The following is a 20,686-nucleotide window of genomic DNA, read 5'->3' as shown; positions in this document are numbered from 1 at the left end:
GTGGTTACAATAACCTGCTTTTCCACTTATGGATGGCGTCCATCGCCTGCATCGGTGTCATGTTTACTATATCCGTCTCCTTGATGGCTTCCAGAACAGCCGTCTCTTCTTCCGTCATTCCCTCTTCCACGGACTCCATATCAAAGAAAGAGATCTGCTGCGATTCTGCCGGCTTTTCTTGCTGCCGCCCTGTCTTTTCAAACTCTTCCAGGAGATGTTTGGCCCGTTCCAAAATTACCGAAGGCAGGCCTGCAAGTTCTGCCACATGGATTCCGTAGCTTTTATCTGCAGCCCCCGCCATCACTTTGTGCAAGAACACGACTTTTCCGTCCTGCTCGACAGCTGCCACATGCACGTTCGCGAGCCTTGAGAGCTTCTGGTCGAGCTTCGTCAACTCATGGTAGTGTGTTGAAAATAGCGTATTCGCTCCAATCTCATCATGGATATACTCCATCATCGCTTGAGCGAGCGACATGCCATCATACGTCGAAGTTCCCCTTCCGATCTCGTCGAATAGGAGCAGACTTTTTTCAGTCGCATGCTGGATTGCATTCTGTGATTCCATCATCTCCATCATGAATGTGCTTTGTCCGGAAGCAAGATCGTCAGCCGCGCCGATCCTGGTGAAAATCTGGTCTGTAATAGGCAATTCAGCAAGCTCGCAAGGGACATAGCTTCCGATCTGCGCCATGATGGCAGTAAGTGCGACCTGCCGCATGTATGTACTCTTCCCCGACATATTAGGTCCTGTGATAAGAAGCATATTCGCCTCTTCCGATAAAGTGCAGCTGTTCGGTATATACAGCGAGTGGTCCATCATCTTCTCCACGACCGGATGCCTGCCGTTTTTAATTGTGAACCCTCTTCCTTCATGGAACGCAGGGCGTGTGTATTTTTCCCTTTCCGCCACCGTCGCTAAGGACAGGAAGACATCAAGTTCAGCAAGGATGCCTGAGAGGTGCTGAATGGCACGGATATGCTCTTTCACCAAGTCGCGAATCCCGATGAACAGCGTGTACTCCAGCTCCTGGCTATCCGATTCCGCATTCAGGATAAGTTCCTCTTTTTCCTTAAGCTCCGGTGTGATAAACCTCTCGGCGTTAGCCAATGTCTGTTTCCGTTCATACCGTGACAGATCAGCGAGGCCCGCGTTCGCCTTTGTCACTTCGATATAGTAGCCGAACACCCGGTTGTAGCCGATTTTGAGTGACTTGATGCCTGTCCGTTCACGTTCTTTACGTTCGAGATCCGCAAGCCATGCCTTGCCGTTTTTAGAGGCATCCCGCAATGTATCAAGCCGGTCATCAAAACCGTCTTTGATCATACCGCCTTCTTTTAAAGAGAGAGGAGGATTTTCATCAATCGATCTCTCGAGAAGTTCAAGCACTTCCTCGCAAGGATCTATGCTTTGTGCCAGCTCTTTGAGATTGTCTTCTCCCGACTCCAACAGTGCAGATCTCAGTGAAGGCACTTTCCGAAGCGAATTCCGAAGCTGCGCCAGATCTCTGCCGCTTGCACTCCCCATGGAAATGCGGCCTGCAAGCCGTTCCATATCATAGACATCTTTCAATAGTATTTTGCAGTCTTCCCGCAAGAAATAATTGTCAAATAACGCGGTTACCTTATCGAGCCGCTTAGAGATCTCCTCTTTTTCCGCGAGCGGCTGGCGCAGCCATGATTTTAATTTCCTGGCGCCCATTGCAGTAACCGTCTCATCAAGCACCCAGAACAGAGTGCCTTCTTTGCTCCCCGTCCGGATCGACTGCACCAGTTCCAAATTGCGCATGGAATTCGCATCGATTGACAGCTTCGCATTCTTTTCAATGAAAGTGAAAGGCTTGATATGGGATAATGATGTCTTCCGCATACGTCTCACATAGGAATAGAGCGTCCTGCAAGACTCTTGTATATCCATAGGAATGCTGACAAGCAGGTCATCAGGACACCCATCTATCTCCGTTTCCATGGACAGGACGATCCCCCGCTTCGCCAAACTGTCGCTCAGTGAAAGGTGGAGCTGCTCGGAAGCTACGATTTCCCGGATGCCGAGCGCTTCCGCTTCCGCGATGAAGGACCGCTCCGTCCCTTCGATGCGTTCCGCCTTACCTTCACCTGTCGCCAGGTCCACATAGGCTAAGGCAAATCCTCCGTTCTCCAGCATTTCAGCCGCCGCAATAAAATGATTAGAAGCCGCGTCAACTGTCTTGCCTTCCGTCAAAGTGCCGGGCGTTATGATTTTTACGACTTCCCGTTTGACGATCCCTTTCGCCGCCTTAGGATCTTCGGTCTGCTCGCAGATTGCCACCTTATGGCCTTTCTGGACGAGCGTCTCGATATATCCCTCGGCGGAATGGTAGGGCACGCCGCACATCGGAATCTTCTCCGTGGAGCCCCCATCCCGGCTTGTCAGTGTGATTTCCAAAATATTTGATGCGTCAATCGCATCCTGGAAAAACATTTCATAGAAATCGCCAAGGCGGAAAAACAGGAAGGCGTCTTGATGGTCCGCCTTCACTTGCAAGTATTGATTAATCATCGGTGTGTATGTATTCATGGTTTACCCTCTCATCATCTGACTCAATTATACAGACGGCTTACATGCCGCCTTTCGGATATATAGTAGTATACCAGAACTCAAGGCGCCGTTCATTCGGTGGCTTAAATTGCAAATATCCGTATGGTACCCCTTGCACAATGGCGGACAGGCAAAAAGAAAAAGCCGGCTTCTTAAACCGGCTTAGCTTGAAGGAGCGTCATTCCCCTTCGGTTCCGTATGGACGGCCTGGACCTCGGATGACGATTCATCATCAAGCGGCCATTCCTCTTCAAACTGATGTGGATGGATGGTAATACACACTTTCGTTTCGCCGACGACTTCCGCCACAAGCTCCCGCTCCACTTTAATGACGAATTTCGCTCCACATTCCGAAATGATTGCTTCTGTGCAATTCGGATGCTGGACGACGCTTACGAGGACTTCTTCTTGGCCGGAAGCCGGTTCGTCACGATAGTGCAGTTTGATACGGTCTTTATACGTAATGCTTTCTGTATATACGCTTGTTTTGGAGTGATCGTGATGCGAATACCAGACATTCACATCGAACTTCCCACTCACTTCCACATACCGGCCATTCTTCTTCGCCTGATGCGTGTGATTGATCACCCAGCAGCCGAGTATGCTGGACGGCCTGTTCGGCGGTGATAAAGAAACATCCGACTCGGTCCGCTTTTTCCCTTTCGCAATGACTGCCTTTGTAACGATCTGGCGTAAATTCTTCAGCTCTTTTCCTCCTTCATTGACTTCTATTCATCCTATGCACCGAAAGCCCAGAAAGTGAAAAAAATCGGCAAGGATTTGCTCCTCACCGATTCTATGAATTATGAAAGTGGTTTATGTCTTGTATTTTCAACATATGAGCCGGTCTCGCCCCGCAAGAGATCCCCGCCTGTCGACTCGATGACTTCGTTCGTCACCGTATTCGCAATTGTGTGTGAAACGAGCTGCAGCAATTCATTCACTTCCACTTGTGATTGCTGGAACTCCTGGACGATCGGAATGTCGTCAATCTCCTTCTGCAGTGCATCGATTTTGCCTTCGATGATTCCAAGGGCGCGTTCCTTTTCATAATGCTGGAAGTTGACCGCCTGTGTCTGGAGTGATTTGAGGCTTGCGATCTTTTCCCTCACTTTTTGATTTTCGTTAATTTGCGCTTCTGCTTTCTTGAAGAAATCAACTTGTTCCGTATTGGCGATCATATGCGCGATTTCACGAGCTTTCGCGACGATTTCATCTTTAGTGTATTGTTTTTCCATTAGACTGTCACCTTTTCCTGTTCCTGTTCCGCTACGCCAATGAATTCACCGTCGAGCGACCATGTTTTTGCTTCTATTACTTTGACATTGACGATTTCACCGATCACTGAACGCGGAGCTTTGAAATTGACGAGCTTGTTCTTCTCGGTGTAACCGGATAGCACTTCCGGATTCCGTTTGCTCTCCCCTTCGACGAGGACTTTGACAACTTTCCCTTTGTACGGTTTCATGGCTTCCGCAGACATCTCATTGACGAGCTGGTTGAGCCGCTGCAAACGCTCGCGCTTCACTTCCATCGGGATATTGTCTTTCATCTTCGCTGCGGGGGTGCCTTCCCGCGGTGAGTAGATATATGTGTAGGCCATTTCAAAGCCGACTTCCTTGTAGAGGGAAAGGGTCTCCTCGAATTGCTCATCTGTCTCATTCGGGAAGCCGACGATGATATCGGTTGTCAATGTTACACTCGGAATGGCGGTTTTGATCTTCCGCACAAGTTCCAGGTACTGTTCCCTTGTGTATTTTCTCGCCATGATCTTCAGGATATCACTCGACCCTGATTGGACAGGCAAGTGGATATGATCCAGCAGATTCCCGCCTTTTGCAAGTACTTCGATCAGATGGTCATCGAAATCACGCGGATGGCTTGTCGTGAAGCGGATCCGTGGTATATCGATTTTCCGCAAGTCGTCCATCAGGTCCCCGAGCCGATAGTCGATATCATCGAAGTCTTTGCCGTAAGCATTGACGTTCTGGCCGAGCAGCATGATTTCCTTATATCCGCGAGCGGCAAGGCTCCGGACTTCTTGGATGATGTCTTCCGGGCGCCGGCTCCGCTCTTTCCCCCGTGTATAGGGAACGATGCAATACGTGCAGAACTTATCACAGCCATACATGATATTCACCCATGCTTTAATATTGCCGTGACGGACTTTCGGAAGGTTCTCGATGATGTCGCCCTCTTTGGACCATACTTCGATGACCATTTCTTTCGACATATAGGCATCATGCAGGATATTCGGCAGCCTGTGGATATTATGCGTCCCGAAGATCATATCGACTTGGTCGTACGTCTTCAGGATTTTCTTCACCACCGCTTCTTCCTGGGACATGCAGCCGCAGACGCCGATCAGCAGTCCGGGATTCTCAAGTTTGAGCGGCTTCAGATGCCCGAGTTCGCCAAACACCTTATTTTCCGCATTCTCACGGATGGCGCATGTGTTCAGCAAGATCACATCCGCATCCTCAACAGTATCTGTCGGTGTATAGCCGAGTTCGGTGAAGATGCCGGCCATCACTTCGGTGTCATGCTCATTCATCTGGCAGCCATACGTGCGGATATAAAATTTCCGGCCATTGCCCATCCCGCGGAACTGCTCATCGATCGTAAAGTCATGATGATATTCGATTTCCTCTTTCCCCCGTTTTTTCGCGTCTTTCAAGGATGGGGGTGTATAGATCTTCTCGAAGTATTTGCTGTAGTCTTTTTCACCCGCACCGCCGGTTGCACCTAATCCTGGTTTGATGAGGCTTCCCGCGATGCGCTGTTCTTCATTCATGTGTCTGTCCCCTTTCCAACCACTTTCCGGGAATTTTCTACATACTTGTACCATTATATCGAAAGCGGGTGCCCGTTTACAAGGACGCGGCCGATTGTCGAATGATTGTCACAACCAAAAGCAAAGGGCTGCGCTCTGTAAGATTCGCAGCCCTGCATGAATTTTTTATTGACGAACTCGCTTTTCAACTAGCAATTTCAACGCTGTGCGGCCTTCACCGTTGATCTGGATATCGGTGAAAGCGGGTGCGCAGACGAGATCCCCGCCGCTCGGGGCGACGAAACCACGTGCAATGGCAACCGCTTTGATCGCCTGATTGAGCGCCCCGGCGCCGACCGCCTGCATTTCTGCATACCCTTGATCCCGGATGACTGCTACGAGAGCGCCGGCGACCGAATTTGGATTCGAGCGGGATGATACTTTCAACGGACTCACCATGTTTCCTCCTCATTTACGATGTCTATGGAATGAATACATCCATGGAACATCCTATGAAACAGAAGGCTGGTTTAGACGCGAATCATATGCTGAACGGATGATCGTCGTTAATAAGGATCCTTTCGACGGATACCGCTTTGCCCGTCTTGTCGTCCACCACCGCAAACAGGCCGTTCAACTGAGCGCGCCCCTTTTTAGGGACTTCAAAGCGGACTGGCAAATTCGTCTGGAATCTATACAGCACATCCTCTTTTTTCATGCCGAGGATCTCATCGTACGGACCCGTCATGCCTGTATCTGTAATATAGGCAGTGCCGCCCGGCAAAATGCGTTCATCCGCAGTCTGAACATGCGTATGCGTGCCGACCACGACAGAAGCGCGGCCATCCAGATGCCAGCCCATGGCGATTTTCTCGCTCGTCGCTTCTGCATGGAAGTCGACGAACACAAGCGGCGAAACCTGCTTCGCTTCAGCGATCATCTCGTCCGCTTTCTTGAATGGATCATCGTGGGGCGGCAGGAAAGTCCGGCCGTGCAGATTGATGACTGTGAGGGTAACGCCATTTTTGGTTATTGTCGTAGATCCTTTACCCGGCGCTTCTTCCGAAAAGTTTGCTGGACGGATCAGATATTCTGTCTCGTCGATAAAATCATAAATCTCCTTATGGTCCCAAGTGTGGTTGCCCATCGTGACGACATCGACTCCTGCAAGCAGGAGATCATCAAAGATCCTCTTTGTGATGCCCCTTCCAGAAGCGGCATTCTCTCCATTTGCGATGACGACATCCGGCTTGTATTTATGTTTCATGCGGGGCAAGTAGTCGGAGACCATATCCCTGCCGGGTGAACCAACAATATCGCCGATAAATAAAACTTTCATGACTGTTCCTCCATATAAGAAAAAGGCATCCGACACTTTAAGTGGATGCCTTTTCCTATTGTTATTTTGCGTATTCGACTGCCCGCGTTTCACGGATGACGGTCACTTTTATATGACCTGGATAATCGAGTTCCTCTTCGATCCGTTTGCGGATATCACGCGCAAGCCGGTGCGCTGTAATGTCATCGATCTGATCCGGACGCACGATGATGCGTACTTCACGGCCAGCCTGGATGGCAAATGATTTTTCCACACCATCATAGGATTCCGAAATCTCTTCAAGCTTCTGAAGCCTGCGGATATAGTTCTCAAGCGTTTCACTGCGCGCCCCAGGACGTGCGGCAGACAATGCGTCAGCGGCAGCTACAAGCACCGCGATGACTGAAGTCGCCTCTTCATCCCCATGGTGGGAAGCGATACTGTTAATGACGACAGGATGCTCCTTGTACTTCGTCGCAAGTTCAACGCCAATCTGTACGTGGCTTCCTTCCACTTCATGGTCAATCGCTTTCCCGATATCATGCAATAGCCCAGCGCGTCTTGCGAGATTGACATCTTCCCCGAGTTCCGCTGCAAGCAAACCTGCGAGATAAGCGACTTCCTTTGAGTGTTTGAGCACGTTCTGGCCATAGCTTGTCCGGAAATGAAGGCGGCCCAGAATTTTGATCAAATCCGGGTGCAAATTGTGGACGCCGATGTCGAAAGTCGTCTGCTCCCCTTTTTCACGGATCAGTTCATCGACTTCCCGGCGTGCCTTGTCTACCATTTCCTCAATGCGTGCCGGATGGATTCTTCCATCCTGAACAAGTTTCTCAAGGGCCAGCCGTGCAATTTCCCGGCGTACCGGATCGAAACCTGAAAGGATGACCGCTTCAGGCGTGTCATCGATGATTAAGTCGATTCCTGTAAGCGTCTCTAGCGTACGGATATTACGTCCTTCACGGCCGATGATCCGGCCCTTCATCTCATCATTTGGCAAATTGACAACCGATACAGTTGTCTCAGCCACATGATCTGCAGCAAAACGCTGCAATGCAAGGGACAGGATTTCACGCGCCTTCTTCTCAGACTCTTCTTTTGCCCGCAACTCCGACTCTTTTGTCATGACAGCAATATCTGTCGAGAGTTCATTTTCCACCTCATCGAGAATGACGCGTTTCGCTTCCTCTCTAGTAAGTGCTGAAATTCTCTCCAGTTCTTCCTGTTGAGCATTTACGAGCTCTTCCGCCTTGCGTTCCATCTGTTCAATATGCTGTTGTCTTCCTGTAAGCGCATCATCTTTGCGCTCCAGTCCCGCTTCTCTTTTATTGAGAGCATCATCCTTGCGGTCAAGATTTTCTTCCCGTTGCAGGAGCCGGTTTTCCTGCTTCTGCAGTTCCGAGCGCCGCTCACGGATTTCATTTTCCGCTTCAATCCTCAATTTGTGATTTTCATCTTTTGCTTCAAGCAGTGCCTCTTTTTTCAATGCCTCCGCTTCACGCTTCGCCTCTTCGACGATCATTTCAGCAGAGTGTTTGGCACCCGTCACTTTTGAATCATTCACTTTTTTCATAACTGAGTAGATAACAACTGCACCGACGGCCAGACCAAGCAAAGCGGAGAAGATATTAGCAACCATTCAAGTCACCTCCTCCAGCTTATTCTTTTCGTTTTCAGTCGGCTCGTATATTAAAATACAACATACTGCCATATATTTTTCTTTGGTGAGAAATTATACAATTCTAATTGTATATGTGTAAAAAAGACATGTCAAGGATTCATGTCGCCATCATGCACTGTAAAAGGGAAAAGCCGATTCCCCGAATGGTGAAGGGAGCCGGCTTCCATATAAATCTTATTCTTTTTCTTCGAGGAATAGTTCAAGTTCCTCATCTTCCTCGTCCTCATCATGTCCTGCGATGACATAGTTGGCACTGGCAAGACCATAGGAATCCCTGATCTTGTTTGCAATTTCCGCACGGATATCCTTGTTCTCTTTAAGGAATGCCTTGGCGTTCTCACGGCCTTGGCCAAGGCGTTCGCCTTCATAGGAATACCAGGCACCGCTCTTTTGGACCACTTCGAGCTCAGCGCCAAGATCGACGATTTCGCCTTCTTTGGAAATGCCTTCGCCATACATGATGTCGACTTCAGCAGTACGGAACGGCGGCGCAACTTTATTTTTGACGACGCGGATCCGTGTCTTGTTACCCATAATGTCGTTTCCGGACTTGATCGCTTCTCCCCGGCGCACTTCAAGGCGTACGGAAGAGTAGAACTTGAGGGCCCGTCCGCCTGGCGTGACTTCCGGGTTACCGAACATGACGCCGACCTTTTCACGGATCTGGTTGATGAAGACTGCAATCGTCTTGGACTTATTGATCGCCCCGGACAGTTTCCGGAGGGCCTGCGACATGAGCCGTGCTTGGAGTCCTACGTGCGCATCCCCCATTTCACCCTCGATCTCCGCTTTCGGCACAAGCGCAGCCACCGAGTCGATGACGATGATGTCGATCGCGCCGCTTCGTACGAGCGCTTCCGCAATCTCAAGCGCCTGCTCTCCAGTGTCTGGCTGCGAGAGCAGCAATTCGTCAATATTGACGCCAAGCTTCTGTGCATAGACAGGATCCAGCGCATGCTCAGCGTCGATGAATGCGGCTTGTCCGCCTGAAGCCTGCACTTCCGCGATCGCGTGCAATGCTACTGTCGTCTTACCCGAACTCTCAGGTCCATAAATCTCAATAACACGCCCGCGCGGATAGCCGCCTACCCCTAGTGCCGCGTCAAGTGCCAGCGATCCCGATGATGACGTGGCGATCTGACGGTCAGTCTGTTCGCCCAATTTCATGACAGATCCTTTTCCGAACTGTTTTTCGATTTGTTTCAAAGCCTGCTCCAACGCAGCTTTACGTTCGCTCAAAATGATTCCTCCCCAAAAGGTGTGTTCTTTGTTCCTATCTCTACTATACTCCTTTTTTGAGAAATACACAAATAATAAACGAACGGATATTCGATTTTTTCTTCGGAAATTATGATTTAATTGAGAATCAAGTCCAAATCCAGGTTTTAAATGAGAATAAGCAGCAAATCATGAGTTTGCCTTAGTCTTTCAACAGCCGATCTTCCGAACTATCGAAATCAGATAATACAAGGCAAAATGGCTTGCTCTTTTTCGATTGGAATTACGTGAGCCTGAAAGATCCAGTTTGAAGGAGGCGACATCCTGCCCCTTAGCGGCAATGCCGATCCAGACAGTGCCCGCCGGCTCACCGGCATGCGCATCAGGGCCCGCAGCCCCTGTCAGGCCGACTCCAATATCTGTCCCGAATTTTTCCCTGACTTTGATCGCAAGCGCCTCAGCACAGGCAGCGCTGACTACACCCGATTCATCCAGCAGCTTTGCCGGTATGCCAAGCTGGGCAATCTTCGCTTCCTCGTCATAGACGACAACCCCGCCTTTCAGCACGGAGCTGGCACCTGGCACATCCGCGATTTCAGCCATAAACATCCCTGCAGTCAAGCTTTCGGCTGCAGCAATCGTCATGTTATGCGCTTTTAACAATTCAACCGCTTTGGATGGGAGGGTGTCATCATCGATGCCATATACATACTCGCCGACAATATCACGTATCTCTTTTTCAACTGGTTTGATCAGTTCCATCGCCTGTTCAGAGGAAGAGGCTTTTGCTGTCAGGCGGAGAGTGACAGCATCCTTAGAAGCGAGCGGTGCGACTGTCGGGTTTGTTTGACGGTCGATGATGGGCTGGACGCGATATTCCAGTTCGGCTTCACCAATCCCGTAAAACTTCAGGATCCGGGACCGGATCACCTCATTGGTCCCCAGAAGCCCGAGCAGGTAGGGAACCGCTTCATTTTCAAACATCGGTTCCATTTCATGCGGAGGGCCGGGTAGCAAAATATACCGGATGCCATCCCTTTCGATACCCATTCCCGGGGCCATGCCGTTGTTATTCACGAGAATGGTGGAGCCTTCAAGGACAAGCGCCTGCTTTTTATTGTTCTCTGTCATGACACGGTGTGTACGATCGAAATAGGCCTGAATCGACTGAAGGGCTGAGAGGTCACTGACGAGCCCAGCACCAAGCCGTCTCGCGATTGTTTCCTTCGTCAGATCATCTTTTGTCGGGCCGAGTCCTCCTGTAAAAATGATAAGGTCCGCCCTTCCTTGAGCGATGGCAATCGATTCGTCAAGCCTTGTTGGATTGTCACCGACAACAGTTTGATAATGGCAGTCAATCCCGATTTCCGCCAGTCTGCGGGATATGAATTTGGCATTTGTGTTTACTATCTGTCCAAGGAGAAGTTCGGAACCGACCGCAATAATTTCAGCTTTCATACTAGCGCCCCCTTACATGGAATCAAGCAGCACCCGTCTGTTTTTATAAAAATAATCCACGCCCGACCAGATCGTAAAAATGAGCGAGATGTATAACATGATCGTACCGAACGGGACGTTGATCGCTTCAAAAAAGATATTGTTCAGCAGCAGCGACGCAATGGCGATCAGCTGTGTCGTCGTCTTGATCTTCCCCAGCTGGTTCGCTGCTACAACCTCGCCTCCGCCCGCCAGGATGAGCCTGAGCCCCGTCACGGCGAACTCCCTGCTGATTATGATGATGACGACCCAGGAGGGCGCCAGCCCCATTTCAACAAGGATGATAAGTGCAGCAGAAACAAGCAGCTTATCCGCAAGCGGATCAAGGAATTTCCCCATATTCGTCACGAGATTATGCTTGCGTGCCAAATGTCCGTCAAACCAGTCAGTCGCAGCTGCGATGATGAAAAGAAGCGCTCCAATCAGCTGCGCGGCCGGCATGGTAGTGCCGCCAATTTCAATTGAGCCCATCCCGAAGTCAAACAGCATGAAAATGATGAAGACGGGAATGAGAAACACGCGTGATACGGTAATCTTATTCGGTAGGTTCACTTGTTTCACCAGTCCTTTTCGATATATGGCAGGAATGAAAATAGTCATCCGCGAAGATGACTATTTTCATTTCTTGTATTCAATAATGATATTTTGTGTGATTTTGTCGGAATTGAACTGCAGCAGTTCGCCGTTGACATATATTTCAGTATGCTGAGTCCTTCCAACACGGATACGGACCGAATCCCTGTCGACAGGCAGTTCAGCTTGTTCGCCCGCTTTCAAGGTTCTTGCGCCTCCGGGAAGCAGCTCCTCTTTTGTCACGGTGTCACGCACGCCGATCCACGTTTCGCCGTTCGTCTTGATCTCAAGATTGAATGCGTCAGAATTAGTGAGCGTGTACACTGAATCTTCCCCGCTTGTCGAGACGTACGTGAGTGCCTGCGCTGGAGGCTCAGGTTCTTCCTGAGCTGGCTGTTCACCTGCCGGATCCGTCTCGCCGTCATCCTCCTGGACCTCGCCGGCGTCCGGTTTGCCTGCTTCCCCAGCCGGTTTTTTATCCGGAAGGGATGATGGGTTCTGATCCACCGTCAGGCCGGCATCCGTTTCTGCGATCGGCTTGTCTGGCCGGTTTTGATACAGCACCCAACTGACGATGATGATGACAAGGATAAAGAGCGCTACGATGATTTTCGGCGCAATTTCATTGAAGCGGCTGCTTGCCCGCAGGCCGCGCTTGCGGGACATTTGCGGAGGGGAGATCTGCTGTTCCTCTCCGCCGCCATTCCCTTCTGGAGCGGAATCCTTATACAATGACAGCATCTCATCAGCGTCAAGGCCCACCGCCTCTGCATATTGCTTGATAAAAGCACGTACATAGAACGAGCCGGGCATCATGCTGTAATCTTCATTTTCAATACCGGAAAGGTACCGTTTCTGAATCTTCGTCAATGATTGTAAATCATCCAATGTGTATCCCTTAGCTGTTCTCGCCTCTCTGAGACGATCACCTAATCCGGTCAATCTTATCACCTGCCTACTCGTTAAAAATTAAACATGCCGAATCCGCCCATTTGCCCGTCCATATGGTTCTTCTCCATGATTTCATATGTAATTTCCTGATCGGGGTCGGTCCGGAGTTCGATGATATAGTCGAAATCCTCTATACCATATTCAGAATGCTGAACGAACATATCCGGGTGTTCTACGACTTTGATGGATGGCATCCGCATCATTTCACGGACAAGCTGCATATGGCGTTCGTCGCCGGATTTGCGGGTGACGATGCCGTCCAAGATGAAAACATTGTCCTTGGAAAATTCATCCCCAGCCAAATTACTGCGGACAGTCTGTTTGATCATAGTCGAAGATAGGAAGATCCACTTCTTATTCGCACAGACGCTTGCAGCAACTACGGACTCCGTCTTGCCGACACGCGGCATCCCACGGATTCCAATCAGCTTATGCCCTTCCTGTTTGAAGATCTCTGCCATGAAATCGACGAGCACACCAAGATCGCTCCGCAAGAAACGGAACGTCTTCCGGTCGTCTATATCCCGCTGGATGTAACGGCCATGCCGGACCGCAAGAATGTCGCGCAGCTTCGGTTCACGGATCTTCTTCACTTGAATCGTCTCCATCGTGGACGCGATCAGCTCAAAGCGTTTGATCTGATCGTCATCTTCCGTTGTGACGAGCATGCCGCGCCTGCCTTCGTCCACGCCGTTGATCGTGACGATATTAACACGCAGCATTCCAAGAAGAGACGCGATATCACCGAGAAGCCCAGGCCGGTTCACTTGGATTTCATATTCGACATACCATTCACCCATTCGGCACACCCCTATTGTCCGTTTTTTGCACAATCCATATGTATAGGACGCATGAGAATCAACTTAGTTCTATCATAGCGGATTCCCTGCATGAAGAAAAGCAAAAGTGATGGGAGAAACCATCTCTCCTGCTAGATATACCAGCCGCCGTTCAGATTGAGGATTTCGCCTGTCATATAATCGGCCTTTCCGCTCACAAGGAAATCAGCAAGATCTGCGACTTGGTCAGGAGTCCCGATTTTTCTGAGAGGAATCTCATCCATTGCCAGCCGTTCCTCTTCATCGGACAACGACCCGTTCATCTCGGTCGCAATCCATCCAGGAGCGATTGCATTCACCCGGATCCCTGAATAGGCTGCCTCTTTCGCATATGCTTTGACGAATGAGTGCTGAGCGCCTTTTACAGCTGAATACATCACTTCGGCCGCCGCTCCTGTATTTCCCCAGATCGACCCGATGAAAACAATGTATGATGTCTTCCAGCTTCTGAGCTGAGGGGATAGCAGACTGATGAGCCTGGCGGGGTTTTGTACATGCACATTCCATAGCCCCTGCATGTCACAGACAGTCGTATCTGTCAGCAGCTTCATGACAGTATGTCCATGCGCAGCGATGATCGCCCTGACGTGACCGATCTCTTGAACAAGCCGATCAGCGCTTTGCGCATCCGTAAAGTCGGCTTGCACGACGCTAAACTGCCCTTTCGGGTAAAGATCCTGAAGTTCCTGCTGAAGCATTTCCGCCTTATCGGCCGCCTTGCTGAAATGAAGATAGAGCGACCAGCCGGAAGCCGCAAGCTTCCGGCTGATCTCTGCTCCAATGCCGCCTGATGCCCCTAGCACGAGGGCCCGGCCGCTGTTCATCCTCGCTGTCCTTGCGGCAATACCTTAAATACGGTCTGCCCTTCCGGCGATGAAATGGCGGCAAACGCTTTCTGTAAATCTTCACCTGTGAGCTTCTCAAGTTCCGGAAGCATATCGAACAGATTCATGCCATTGAAAAGATAATGGGTGAACTGGTTTGCGATGTATTCGATGGAATTCAGAGAACGCATGAACTGGCCAATCTTCCTTCTGCGCGCACGGTCTATATCTTGATCGGTCGCAGGCCATTTCTCAGCAGCCTTTTCTATTGTGGACCGGATCATCGCTTCCAGCTGCTCGGGCTCATCCGTATCTGAATTGATGACCGCAAAGCCGAAGCCCTTTTCGATATTGAACTCATAGCCGTACGATTCATCTATAATTCCCTTTTCATAAGCCTCCGTATAGAAGCTTGATGTCCGGCCGAACAAAATGTCGAGCACGAGTGTCACGCTGAGTTCCTGTCGAAGCATTTCCGGGCCGGACAGATCTGCTGCGCTGCACTTAAGGCCGTAGCTGAATTTAGGTTTGGACACGTCCATCTTGATGGTCTGTTCCTTCTGTTTTGCTTCACTCGGCTCAACTGGACTCTTCCGTTCAATGGGAGCGGGTTCTGTAAATGTCTTTGCCGCCTGGTCTTTGCGGACAAACTCGAGCATCTCATCAGGATCGACGTTTCCAATGGCGAAAAGGACCATATTGGATGGATGATAGAACGTCTCATAGCATTCATATAGATCATCCGCGGTTATTTTATCGATCGTATCATGTGTTCCAAGGATATCGATCTGAATAGGATGCTCTTTGAACAGGTTTTGGATTGTGCCTAGATAAAGCCGCCAATCCGGGTTATCATCATACATCGTGATTTCCTGTCCAATGATCCCTTTCTCCTTTTCGACCGTCTGCTCGGTGAAATACGGCTGCTGGACGAAATCAAGCAATGTCTTCGTGTTTTCATACAATTTTTCTGTGGAGGAAAAAAGATAGGAAGTACGCGTATATGACGTGAAGGCGTTTGCCGATGCGCCATTCTCTCCAAACTTCTGGAATACGTCCCCTTCTTCCTTCTCAAACATCTTATGTTCCAGGAAGTGGGCTACACCGTCAGGCACTGTGACCATCGAATCTTTGCCCCGAGGGATGAACGTGTTGTCGATGGAGCCATAATTCGTCGTAAATGTCACATATGTCTTTGAAAAGCCTTTCTTCGGCAAGACATAGACATTCAGCCCATTCTCAAGCTGTTCGTGATACAACGTTTCTTGCAGGTTATCAAATGTGATTGTTTCCATCATTGTGTCGCCTCTCTTCCCGAAAGCAAATAGACGATTTCCTCTTTCAAGGTAGATGCCATCTCCCGGACATCTTCCTTCGTCACCTGTTTCCATTTTGAAGTCAATCCATCTGCACTGAAATTCTCATCCAGCCCTTTGTAAAGATCATACAAGTCGATCTGCCCCCGTGCGGAGTCAAATGAACTTCGGATGCTGTTGGAAAGCATGGCGACAGTCTGATTCAGCTCAAGATCGGTGAAGTCGCCGCTGCGCAGCGCTTCCACTTGCTCTTCAATAAGCGAAACAGCCTTTTCCTCGAGATCTGCGTCAATGCCTGCTATTACATAAAGGAGGCCGTAATGCGCCGCATAGGCACTATTCACATAGTATGCCATACTCTCTTTTTCGCGGACATTCATGAACAGCTTGCTATGTGCATAACCGCCGAAAATACCATTCATCACTTGCATTTTCGTGAAATCCGGATGGTCAAAGGTAATATTCGTACTGAAGCCCACCTGCAGCTTCCCTTGCTTCATATCCTGCTTTTCACGGATATGACGGATGTCCGAAGCATTCTGTTCAGACACAGAGTTTTTTGAAACAGCACGTCTTGGTTTGAAATCAAACAGTGTTTTCACAGTATTTGCAAGTCCTTCTTCATCGATGTCCCCAACGATATAGAGATCGACCTCATCTGATTGCAGCATGCTGTCATAGGTTTCCTTCAACGAAGAAGATGTGATTTCATCCACATGCGCCTCCGTTCCATAAGCTGAGATGGAAGCCGGCTGATCCGGCCGCATCAATTCGAGCATCCGTTTCTGGGCGAATCTTGTCTTGTCATCATAGACGGAACGGATTCTTTCTGTGACAACCCGTTTCTCACGCTTTACAATGTCTTCATCAAAATTGCCATCTGAAAAGTTAGGCTTGAATAATGTAGTGCTGATCAAATCCAGCACTTTATAGAAAACGCCTTCTTCACTCAAATACTCATCATTCACACACTCCGCATTCAGCGAAAATGTATGTACATCTCCACGTTTTGCAACATCCGTATAGAAGACGGTGCCATAAAGCGAGTCAAGCGCCTTTTGGAATTCGCTCTGCGCCGGGTATTCGCTGTTGGAGTCTTGCATGACATTTGCCAGCACAGCGCGGTGGGCGTTCTTCTTGGCATCCAGCGCAGATCTCAGCCGCACTGAGACGTTGATCGTCTTGAACTGCTTGGTGTTCCTGAGAAACAGGTTGACTCCCTCTTGCAGAACGATTTTTGTGAACATACAAACACCTCTGTTTTCTTTTTATTCCAATTATCCATCTCCACTATACATTTTAATTCATATGCTGCCAAAGTATACGCTTTCGACCGGCACTATGTAGTTTACCCTAATAGATAAGGAAAAACCGTCCGGATAATCCGGACGGTTTTCAATTAACGGCTGCCTTTAATGTATGGATCTCCACTTGCTTTCGGAGCACTCGCTTTTCCGATGAATCCTGCAAGCGCTAGGATCGTCAGGGCATACGGCAAGATCAGGAAGAAGACGGAAGGAATCTTTTGGATGAATTCCACGTCAATCGATCCAGCAGTAATGGAAAGCGCTTGGGCGAATCCGAAAAAGAGTGCAGCGAACATCGCACCGATCGGATGCCACTTACCAAAAATCATCGCTGCCAGCGCCATGAACCCTTGTCCATTGATGGTGGAGTGCGTGAAGTCGGCTGTCATCGTCTGTGAGTAGACCGCGCCGCCGATGCCGGCGAGACCGCCTGATATGATGACGGCGATATATCGGATTTTCGAAACATTGATTCCCATCGTATCAGCTGCCATCGGATGCTCTCCGACCGAACGCAGACGGAGGCCGAATGGTGTCTTATAGATGATGAACCAAGCTAGCACGGCAACGATAATGGCAAGAATCGAGGAACCGTACACCGTTTTGAAGAACATCGGTCCGAGCACTGGGATATCCTGCAACAACGGGATATTGATGCGCGGAATCTTTTCCTGGATGAAGTCTGTCTGTCCTTTGCCGAAAATCATTTTGACACTGAACAGAGCGATTGCTATACCAAGCATATTGATGGCGACCCCTGAAACGACCTGGTCCGCACGGAATGTAATCGAAGCCACAGCATGCAAGACCGAAAACAGAGCCGATACAAGCATAGCTACGATGAGTGCAATCCAAGGCGTCCATCCGCCGAATGTATCTGCGAAAAACAAGTTGAATACAATACCGATAAACGCTCCCATGACCATGAGACCTTCAAGGCCGATGTTAACGACACCGGAACGCTCGGAGAACACGCCGCCTATGGCTGTGAATATCAGAGGCGCCGCGTACGCGATCGTCGTCGGTATGATGAAATAGAGAACTTCCAAGAAGCTCATATCATTTTGCCTCCTTTTTCTTAGCCAGCTTTTGAAGGACGACACGGATGATGTATCCAGAAGCTACAAAGAATATGATAAGTGCAATGACGATTTCAACGATTTCCACAGGGATGTTCGCAGCATTCGGCATATTGTTTGCACCATATTTCAAGGAACCGAACAACGAAGCACCGAAAATGACACCGAGCGGGGAATTCGCGCCTAGAAGTGCGACTGCGATCCCATCAAAACCGATGCCTGTGAAACCGCCGCGGCTTGACATGTTGCCGAAAGTGCCAAGCGCTTCCATCGCTCCGCCGAGACCTGCGAATGCACCGGAGATGACCATTGCAAGTACGATATTTTTGTTCACATTCATACCCGCATACTGTGATGCATTGTCATTGAAGCCTACTGATTTCAATTCATAGCCGGTTTTCGTCTTTTCGAGAATGAACCACATGACGGCAACCATCAATAAGGCTACTATAATTCCATAGTGCAAAGTCGAATAATCGGTCAACTGCGATAAAAAATCGGAACGGAGCGAAGCGGATTCATGGATCTTTTCCGTTTTATAGCCGCCGCCTGAAACCGATTTGATCAGCGCATTGACTGTATGAAGCGCAATATAGTTCATCATAATAGTCACAATAACTTCGTGGACGCGGAGCGTTGCTTTCAAAATACCTGGAATGAGTCCCCAGAGGGCCCCGGCTGCTGCCGCGGCAAGCAAAGCGAGCGGCAAGTGAATGACTTTCGGCAATTCAAACGCGTAACCTACATAGGCCGCCGCAAACCAGCCGACCATCAGCTGCCCTTCGACACCGATATTGAACAAGCCGGTACGGAAAGCGAATGCGACCGCAAGTCCTGCCAGTATATAAGGACTGATTTGCCGGATCGTTTCACCAATCGCATACGTATCACCGAAAATACCATTCCATAGGGCGATATAACCCGCAACAGGATCATAGCCGCTGATGAGCATGACAATCGCACCAATCAGCAATCCGAGCACTATTGAAATGACTGGAACTAATATATTCAGAGTCCGATTACTCATTGCGATCATCACCTTCTTTCAAGACAGCTTTTCCGCCAGTCGTAGAGATCGCATCCTTGGAATGTCCTGCCATCAGGAGTCCAAGCTCCTGCTCTGTAGTCTCTGAAGGAAGTACCGTATCGATAATATGGCCATCATGGATAACGGCAATTTTATCAGATACATTCATGACTTCATCCAGTTCAAAGGAGATTAGGAAGACGGCTTTTCCTCTATCGCGCTGTTCGATCAGCCGCTTATGGATAAATTCAATCGCACCAACATCAAGTCCCCGAGTCGGAAGCGCCGCGATCAGCAATTCAGGATCACGTCTCACTTCCCGTCCGATGATCAGCTTTTGCTGGTTGCCGCCGGAAAGCGCACGGGCAAGCTCATGTTCCCCTTGCGTGCGGACATCGTACTCTTCTATGATCGTCCTTGCATTCTCTGATATGAATTTATAATTCATAAGGCCGTTTTTTGAAAATGGCTCATGATAGTACTCTTGCAATGCTGCATTATAAGCGACCGAAAAATCGAGTACCAAGCCGTGCTTATGACGGTCTTGCGGGATATGGCCAAGCCCGGACTGTGTGATTTGACGAGGTGTTTTCCCAGTTATGTCTTTACCGGCGATGCTGATGTTGCCATGCTTCACTTTTCGGAGGCCAGCAATTGCTTCGATCAGTTCACTTTGGCCGTTCCCGTCAATTCCGGCCAGTCCAACAATTTCACCACTGCGGATTGTTAGGTTCAAGCCTTTCACTTTCTCAATGCCCCGGTTGTCGGTGACAGTGAGATCCTTAATTACAAGCACTTCCTCTTTCGGATGAGACGGCCCTTTTTCCGTTTTGAATGTCACTTGGCGGCCAACCATGAGCGTAGCAAGCTCTTCAGGGTTCGTTTCGCTAGTGACCACTGTGCCGATCCCTTTCCCTTTCCGAATGACCGTCACCCGGTCGGAGACATCCATGATCTCCTGGAGCTTATGGGTGATCAGGATGATAGATTTTCCTTCTACAATCAACTTCTTCATGATGGCGATCAATTCATCAATTTCCTGCGGAGTCAGTGAAGCGGTCGGCTCGTCGAAAATCAGGATGTCCGCTCCACGATACAGTGTCTTCAATATTTCTACACGTTGCTGCATACCGACAGAAATATCTTCGATTTTTGCGTAAGGATCAACATTCAATCCATACAACTTAGAAATTTCGGCAACTTTCTTTGCCGCTTCTTTAATGTTGACGACGCCCATCTTAGTTGGTTCACTGCCGAGAATGATGTTTTCTGTTACAGTCAAGTTCTCAACTAGCATAAAATGTTGATGGACCATTCCGATTCCGAGATCATTTGCGATATTCGGATTGGAGATATCCACTTTTTTACCTTTGACGCGAATTTCTCCTTCTTCTGGCTGGTAGAGGCCGAACAGGACATTCATCAACGTGGATTTGCCTGCACCATTCTCCCCTAACAGGGCATGGATTTCCCCTTGCCTTAATTGAAGAGTGATATTGTCATTCGCGTAGAAATTACCGAATTTCTTGGATATATTCAGCATTTCAATGACATATTCCAATCGTTTCACTTCCTCATCTGTATTTTTTACATTCTATAATAGCCTCAAGATGACACAATAAAAGGTTTTTGCGGCCAGAAGACATAAACGGCCCTGCTTATTTGTAAGCGCCTTCTCAAGTTGCGAAAAGGCATACGCGGAAGCACG

At 49.2% G+C, this 20,686-nt stretch carries 18 protein-coding genes; all 18 read right to left on the bottom strand.

The features are described 5' to 3' along the window. Positions 1 to 4 precede the first annotated feature (4 nt). Positions 5 to 2,554, bottom strand: a complete 2,550-nt coding sequence (gene mutS / locus ACZ5FK_RS01310; RefSeq protein WP_464806119.1) for a DNA mismatch repair protein MutS — start codon at positions 2,552 to 2,554, stop codon at positions 5 to 7. 183 nt (positions 2,555 to 2,737) lie between these two features. Further along, a complete protein-coding gene (gene cotE / locus ACZ5FK_RS01305; RefSeq protein ID WP_464807329.1) occupies positions 2,738 to 3,244 on the bottom strand; it encodes an outer spore coat protein CotE in 507 nt (168 codons plus the stop codon). Between the two features lie 134 nt (positions 3,245 to 3,378). Beyond that, entirely contained in the window at positions 3,379 to 3,813 is a 435-nt protein-coding gene (locus ACZ5FK_RS01300) for a YlbF/YmcA family competence regulator (protein ID WP_464806118.1), read from the bottom strand. Continuing rightward, positions 3,813 to 5,369, bottom strand: coding sequence for a tRNA (N6-isopentenyl adenosine(37)-C2)-methylthiotransferase MiaB (gene miaB, locus ACZ5FK_RS01295; protein WP_464806117.1), 1,557 nt, complete (start codon positions 5,367 to 5,369; stop codon positions 3,813 to 3,815). The genes ACZ5FK_RS01300 and miaB overlap by 1 nt, the downstream gene beginning before the upstream one ends. Before the next feature lie 165 nt (positions 5,370 to 5,534). Further along, the gene (locus tag ACZ5FK_RS01290; RefSeq protein WP_184206618.1) at positions 5,535 to 5,804 is read right to left on the bottom strand and encodes a stage V sporulation protein S; all 270 of its coding nucleotides are present in this window, start codon (positions 5,802 to 5,804) and stop codon (positions 5,535 to 5,537) included. An 85-nt stretch (positions 5,805 to 5,889) separates the two neighbouring features. Next, the gene (locus tag ACZ5FK_RS01285) at positions 5,890 to 6,687 is read right to left on the bottom strand and encodes a TIGR00282 family metallophosphoesterase (RefSeq protein WP_464806116.1); all 798 of its coding nucleotides are present in this window, start codon (positions 6,685 to 6,687) and stop codon (positions 5,890 to 5,892) included. A gap of 61 nt (positions 6,688 to 6,748) precedes the next feature. After that, positions 6,749 to 8,305 (bottom strand): ribonuclease Y, encoded by a 1,557-nt coding sequence (rny, locus tag ACZ5FK_RS01280; RefSeq protein ID WP_464806115.1) that lies wholly within the window; start codon positions 8,303 to 8,305, stop codon positions 6,749 to 6,751. Between the two features lie 216 nt (positions 8,306 to 8,521). Further along, a complete protein-coding gene (recA, locus tag ACZ5FK_RS01275; RefSeq protein ID WP_464806114.1) occupies positions 8,522 to 9,586 on the bottom strand; it encodes a recombinase RecA in 1,065 nt (354 codons plus the stop codon). A gap of 189 nt (positions 9,587 to 9,775) precedes the next feature. Further along, a complete protein-coding gene (locus tag ACZ5FK_RS01270; RefSeq protein WP_464806113.1) occupies positions 9,776 to 11,023 on the bottom strand; it encodes a competence/damage-inducible protein A in 1,248 nt (415 codons plus the stop codon). A gap of 12 nt (positions 11,024 to 11,035) precedes the next feature. After that, positions 11,036 to 11,614 carry a CDP-diacylglycerol--glycerol-3-phosphate 3-phosphatidyltransferase gene (pgsA, locus tag ACZ5FK_RS01265; protein WP_464806112.1) on the bottom strand — a complete coding sequence of 193 codons (579 nt, stop codon included), beginning with the start codon at positions 11,612 to 11,614 and terminating at the stop codon, positions 11,036 to 11,038. A 66-nt stretch (positions 11,615 to 11,680) separates the two neighbouring features. Then, positions 11,681 to 12,523, bottom strand: a complete 843-nt coding sequence (locus ACZ5FK_RS01260) for a RodZ domain-containing protein (RefSeq protein WP_464806111.1) — start codon at positions 12,521 to 12,523, stop codon at positions 11,681 to 11,683. A 74-nt stretch (positions 12,524 to 12,597) separates the two neighbouring features. Beyond that, positions 12,598 to 13,386 carry a YmfK family protein gene (locus ACZ5FK_RS01255; protein WP_464806110.1) on the bottom strand — a complete coding sequence of 263 codons (789 nt, stop codon included), beginning with the start codon at positions 13,384 to 13,386 and terminating at the stop codon, positions 12,598 to 12,600. Positions 13,387 to 13,517: 131 nt separating this feature from the next. Further along, complete coding sequence (gene ymfI / locus ACZ5FK_RS01250; protein ID WP_464806109.1) at positions 13,518 to 14,249, bottom strand: elongation factor P 5-aminopentanone reductase; 732 nt, start codon at positions 14,247 to 14,249, stop codon at positions 13,518 to 13,520. Next, entirely contained in the window at positions 14,246 to 15,544 is a 1,299-nt protein-coding gene (gene yfmH / locus ACZ5FK_RS01245) for an EF-P 5-aminopentanol modification-associated protein YfmH (protein WP_464807328.1), read from the bottom strand. Before yfmH ends, ymfI begins: the two co-directional genes overlap by 4 nt. Beyond that, the gene (gene yfmF / locus ACZ5FK_RS01240; RefSeq protein WP_464806108.1) at positions 15,544 to 16,812 is read right to left on the bottom strand and encodes an EF-P 5-aminopentanol modification-associated protein YfmF; all 1,269 of its coding nucleotides are present in this window, start codon (positions 16,810 to 16,812) and stop codon (positions 15,544 to 15,546) included. The genes yfmH and yfmF overlap by 1 nt, the downstream gene beginning before the upstream one ends. A 152-nt stretch (positions 16,813 to 16,964) precedes the next feature. Continuing rightward, a complete protein-coding gene (locus tag ACZ5FK_RS01235; RefSeq protein ID WP_464806107.1) occupies positions 16,965 to 17,930 on the bottom strand; it encodes an ABC transporter permease in 966 nt (321 codons plus the stop codon). A 1-nt stretch (position 17,931) separates the two neighbouring features. Further along, a complete protein-coding gene (locus ACZ5FK_RS01230; RefSeq protein WP_464806106.1) occupies positions 17,932 to 18,978 on the bottom strand; it encodes an ABC transporter permease in 1,047 nt (348 codons plus the stop codon). After that, positions 18,971 to 20,539 (bottom strand): ABC transporter ATP-binding protein, encoded by a 1,569-nt coding sequence (locus tag ACZ5FK_RS01225; protein ID WP_464806105.1) that lies wholly within the window; start codon positions 20,537 to 20,539, stop codon positions 18,971 to 18,973. Before ACZ5FK_RS01225 ends, ACZ5FK_RS01230 begins: the two co-directional genes overlap by 8 nt. Between the last annotated feature and the right edge of the window lie 147 nt (positions 20,540 to 20,686).

The organism is Sporosarcina sp. GTC18466 (assembly GCF_055389225.1).
The sequence above is the reverse complement of the archived record's forward strand: the minus strand, read 5'-3'. Positions and strand labels throughout refer to the sequence as shown.

What these genes read in the sequence shown, in the direction of transcription:
- yfmF (WP_464806108.1), bottom strand. Translation starts at nt 16,812, where the DNA reads ATGTTCACAAAAATCGTTCTGCAAGAGGGAGTCAACCTGTTTCTCAGG.
- ACZ5FK_RS01270 (WP_464806113.1), bottom strand. Translation starts at nt 11,023, where the DNA reads ATGAAAGCTGAAATTATTGCGGTCGGTTCCGAACTTCTCCTTGGACAG.
- yfmH (WP_464807328.1), bottom strand. Translation starts at nt 15,544, where the DNA reads ATGGAAACAATCACATTTGATAACCTGCAAGAAACGTTGTATCACGAA.
- ACZ5FK_RS01230 (WP_464806106.1), bottom strand. Translation starts at nt 18,978, where the DNA reads ATGAGTAATCGGACTCTGAATATATTAGTTCCAGTCATTTCAATAGTG.
- mutS (WP_464806119.1), bottom strand. Translation starts at nt 2,554, where the DNA reads ATGAATACATACACACCGATGATTAATCAATACTTGCAAGTGAAGGCG.
- ymfI (WP_464806109.1), bottom strand. Translation starts at nt 14,249, where the DNA reads ATGAACAGCGGCCGGGCCCTCGTGCTAGGGGCATCAGGCGGCATTGGA.
- rny (WP_464806115.1), bottom strand. Translation starts at nt 8,305, where the DNA reads ATGGTTGCTAATATCTTCTCCGCTTTGCTTGGTCTGGCCGTCGGTGCA.
- ACZ5FK_RS01285 (WP_464806116.1), bottom strand. Translation starts at nt 6,687, where the DNA reads ATGAAAGTTTTATTTATCGGCGATATTGTTGGTTCACCCGGCAGGGAT.
- ACZ5FK_RS01300 (WP_464806118.1), bottom strand. Translation starts at nt 3,813, where the DNA reads ATGGAAAAACAATACACTAAAGATGAAATCGTCGCGAAAGCTCGTGAA.
- ACZ5FK_RS01255 (WP_464806110.1), bottom strand. Translation starts at nt 13,386, where the DNA reads ATGGGTGAATGGTATGTCGAATATGAAATCCAAGTGAACCGGCCTGGG.
- ACZ5FK_RS01235 (WP_464806107.1), bottom strand. Translation starts at nt 17,930, where the DNA reads ATGAGCTTCTTGGAAGTTCTCTATTTCATCATACCGACGACGATCGCG.
- miaB (WP_464806117.1), bottom strand. Translation starts at nt 5,369, where the DNA reads ATGAATGAAGAACAGCGCATCGCGGGAAGCCTCATCAAACCAGGATTA.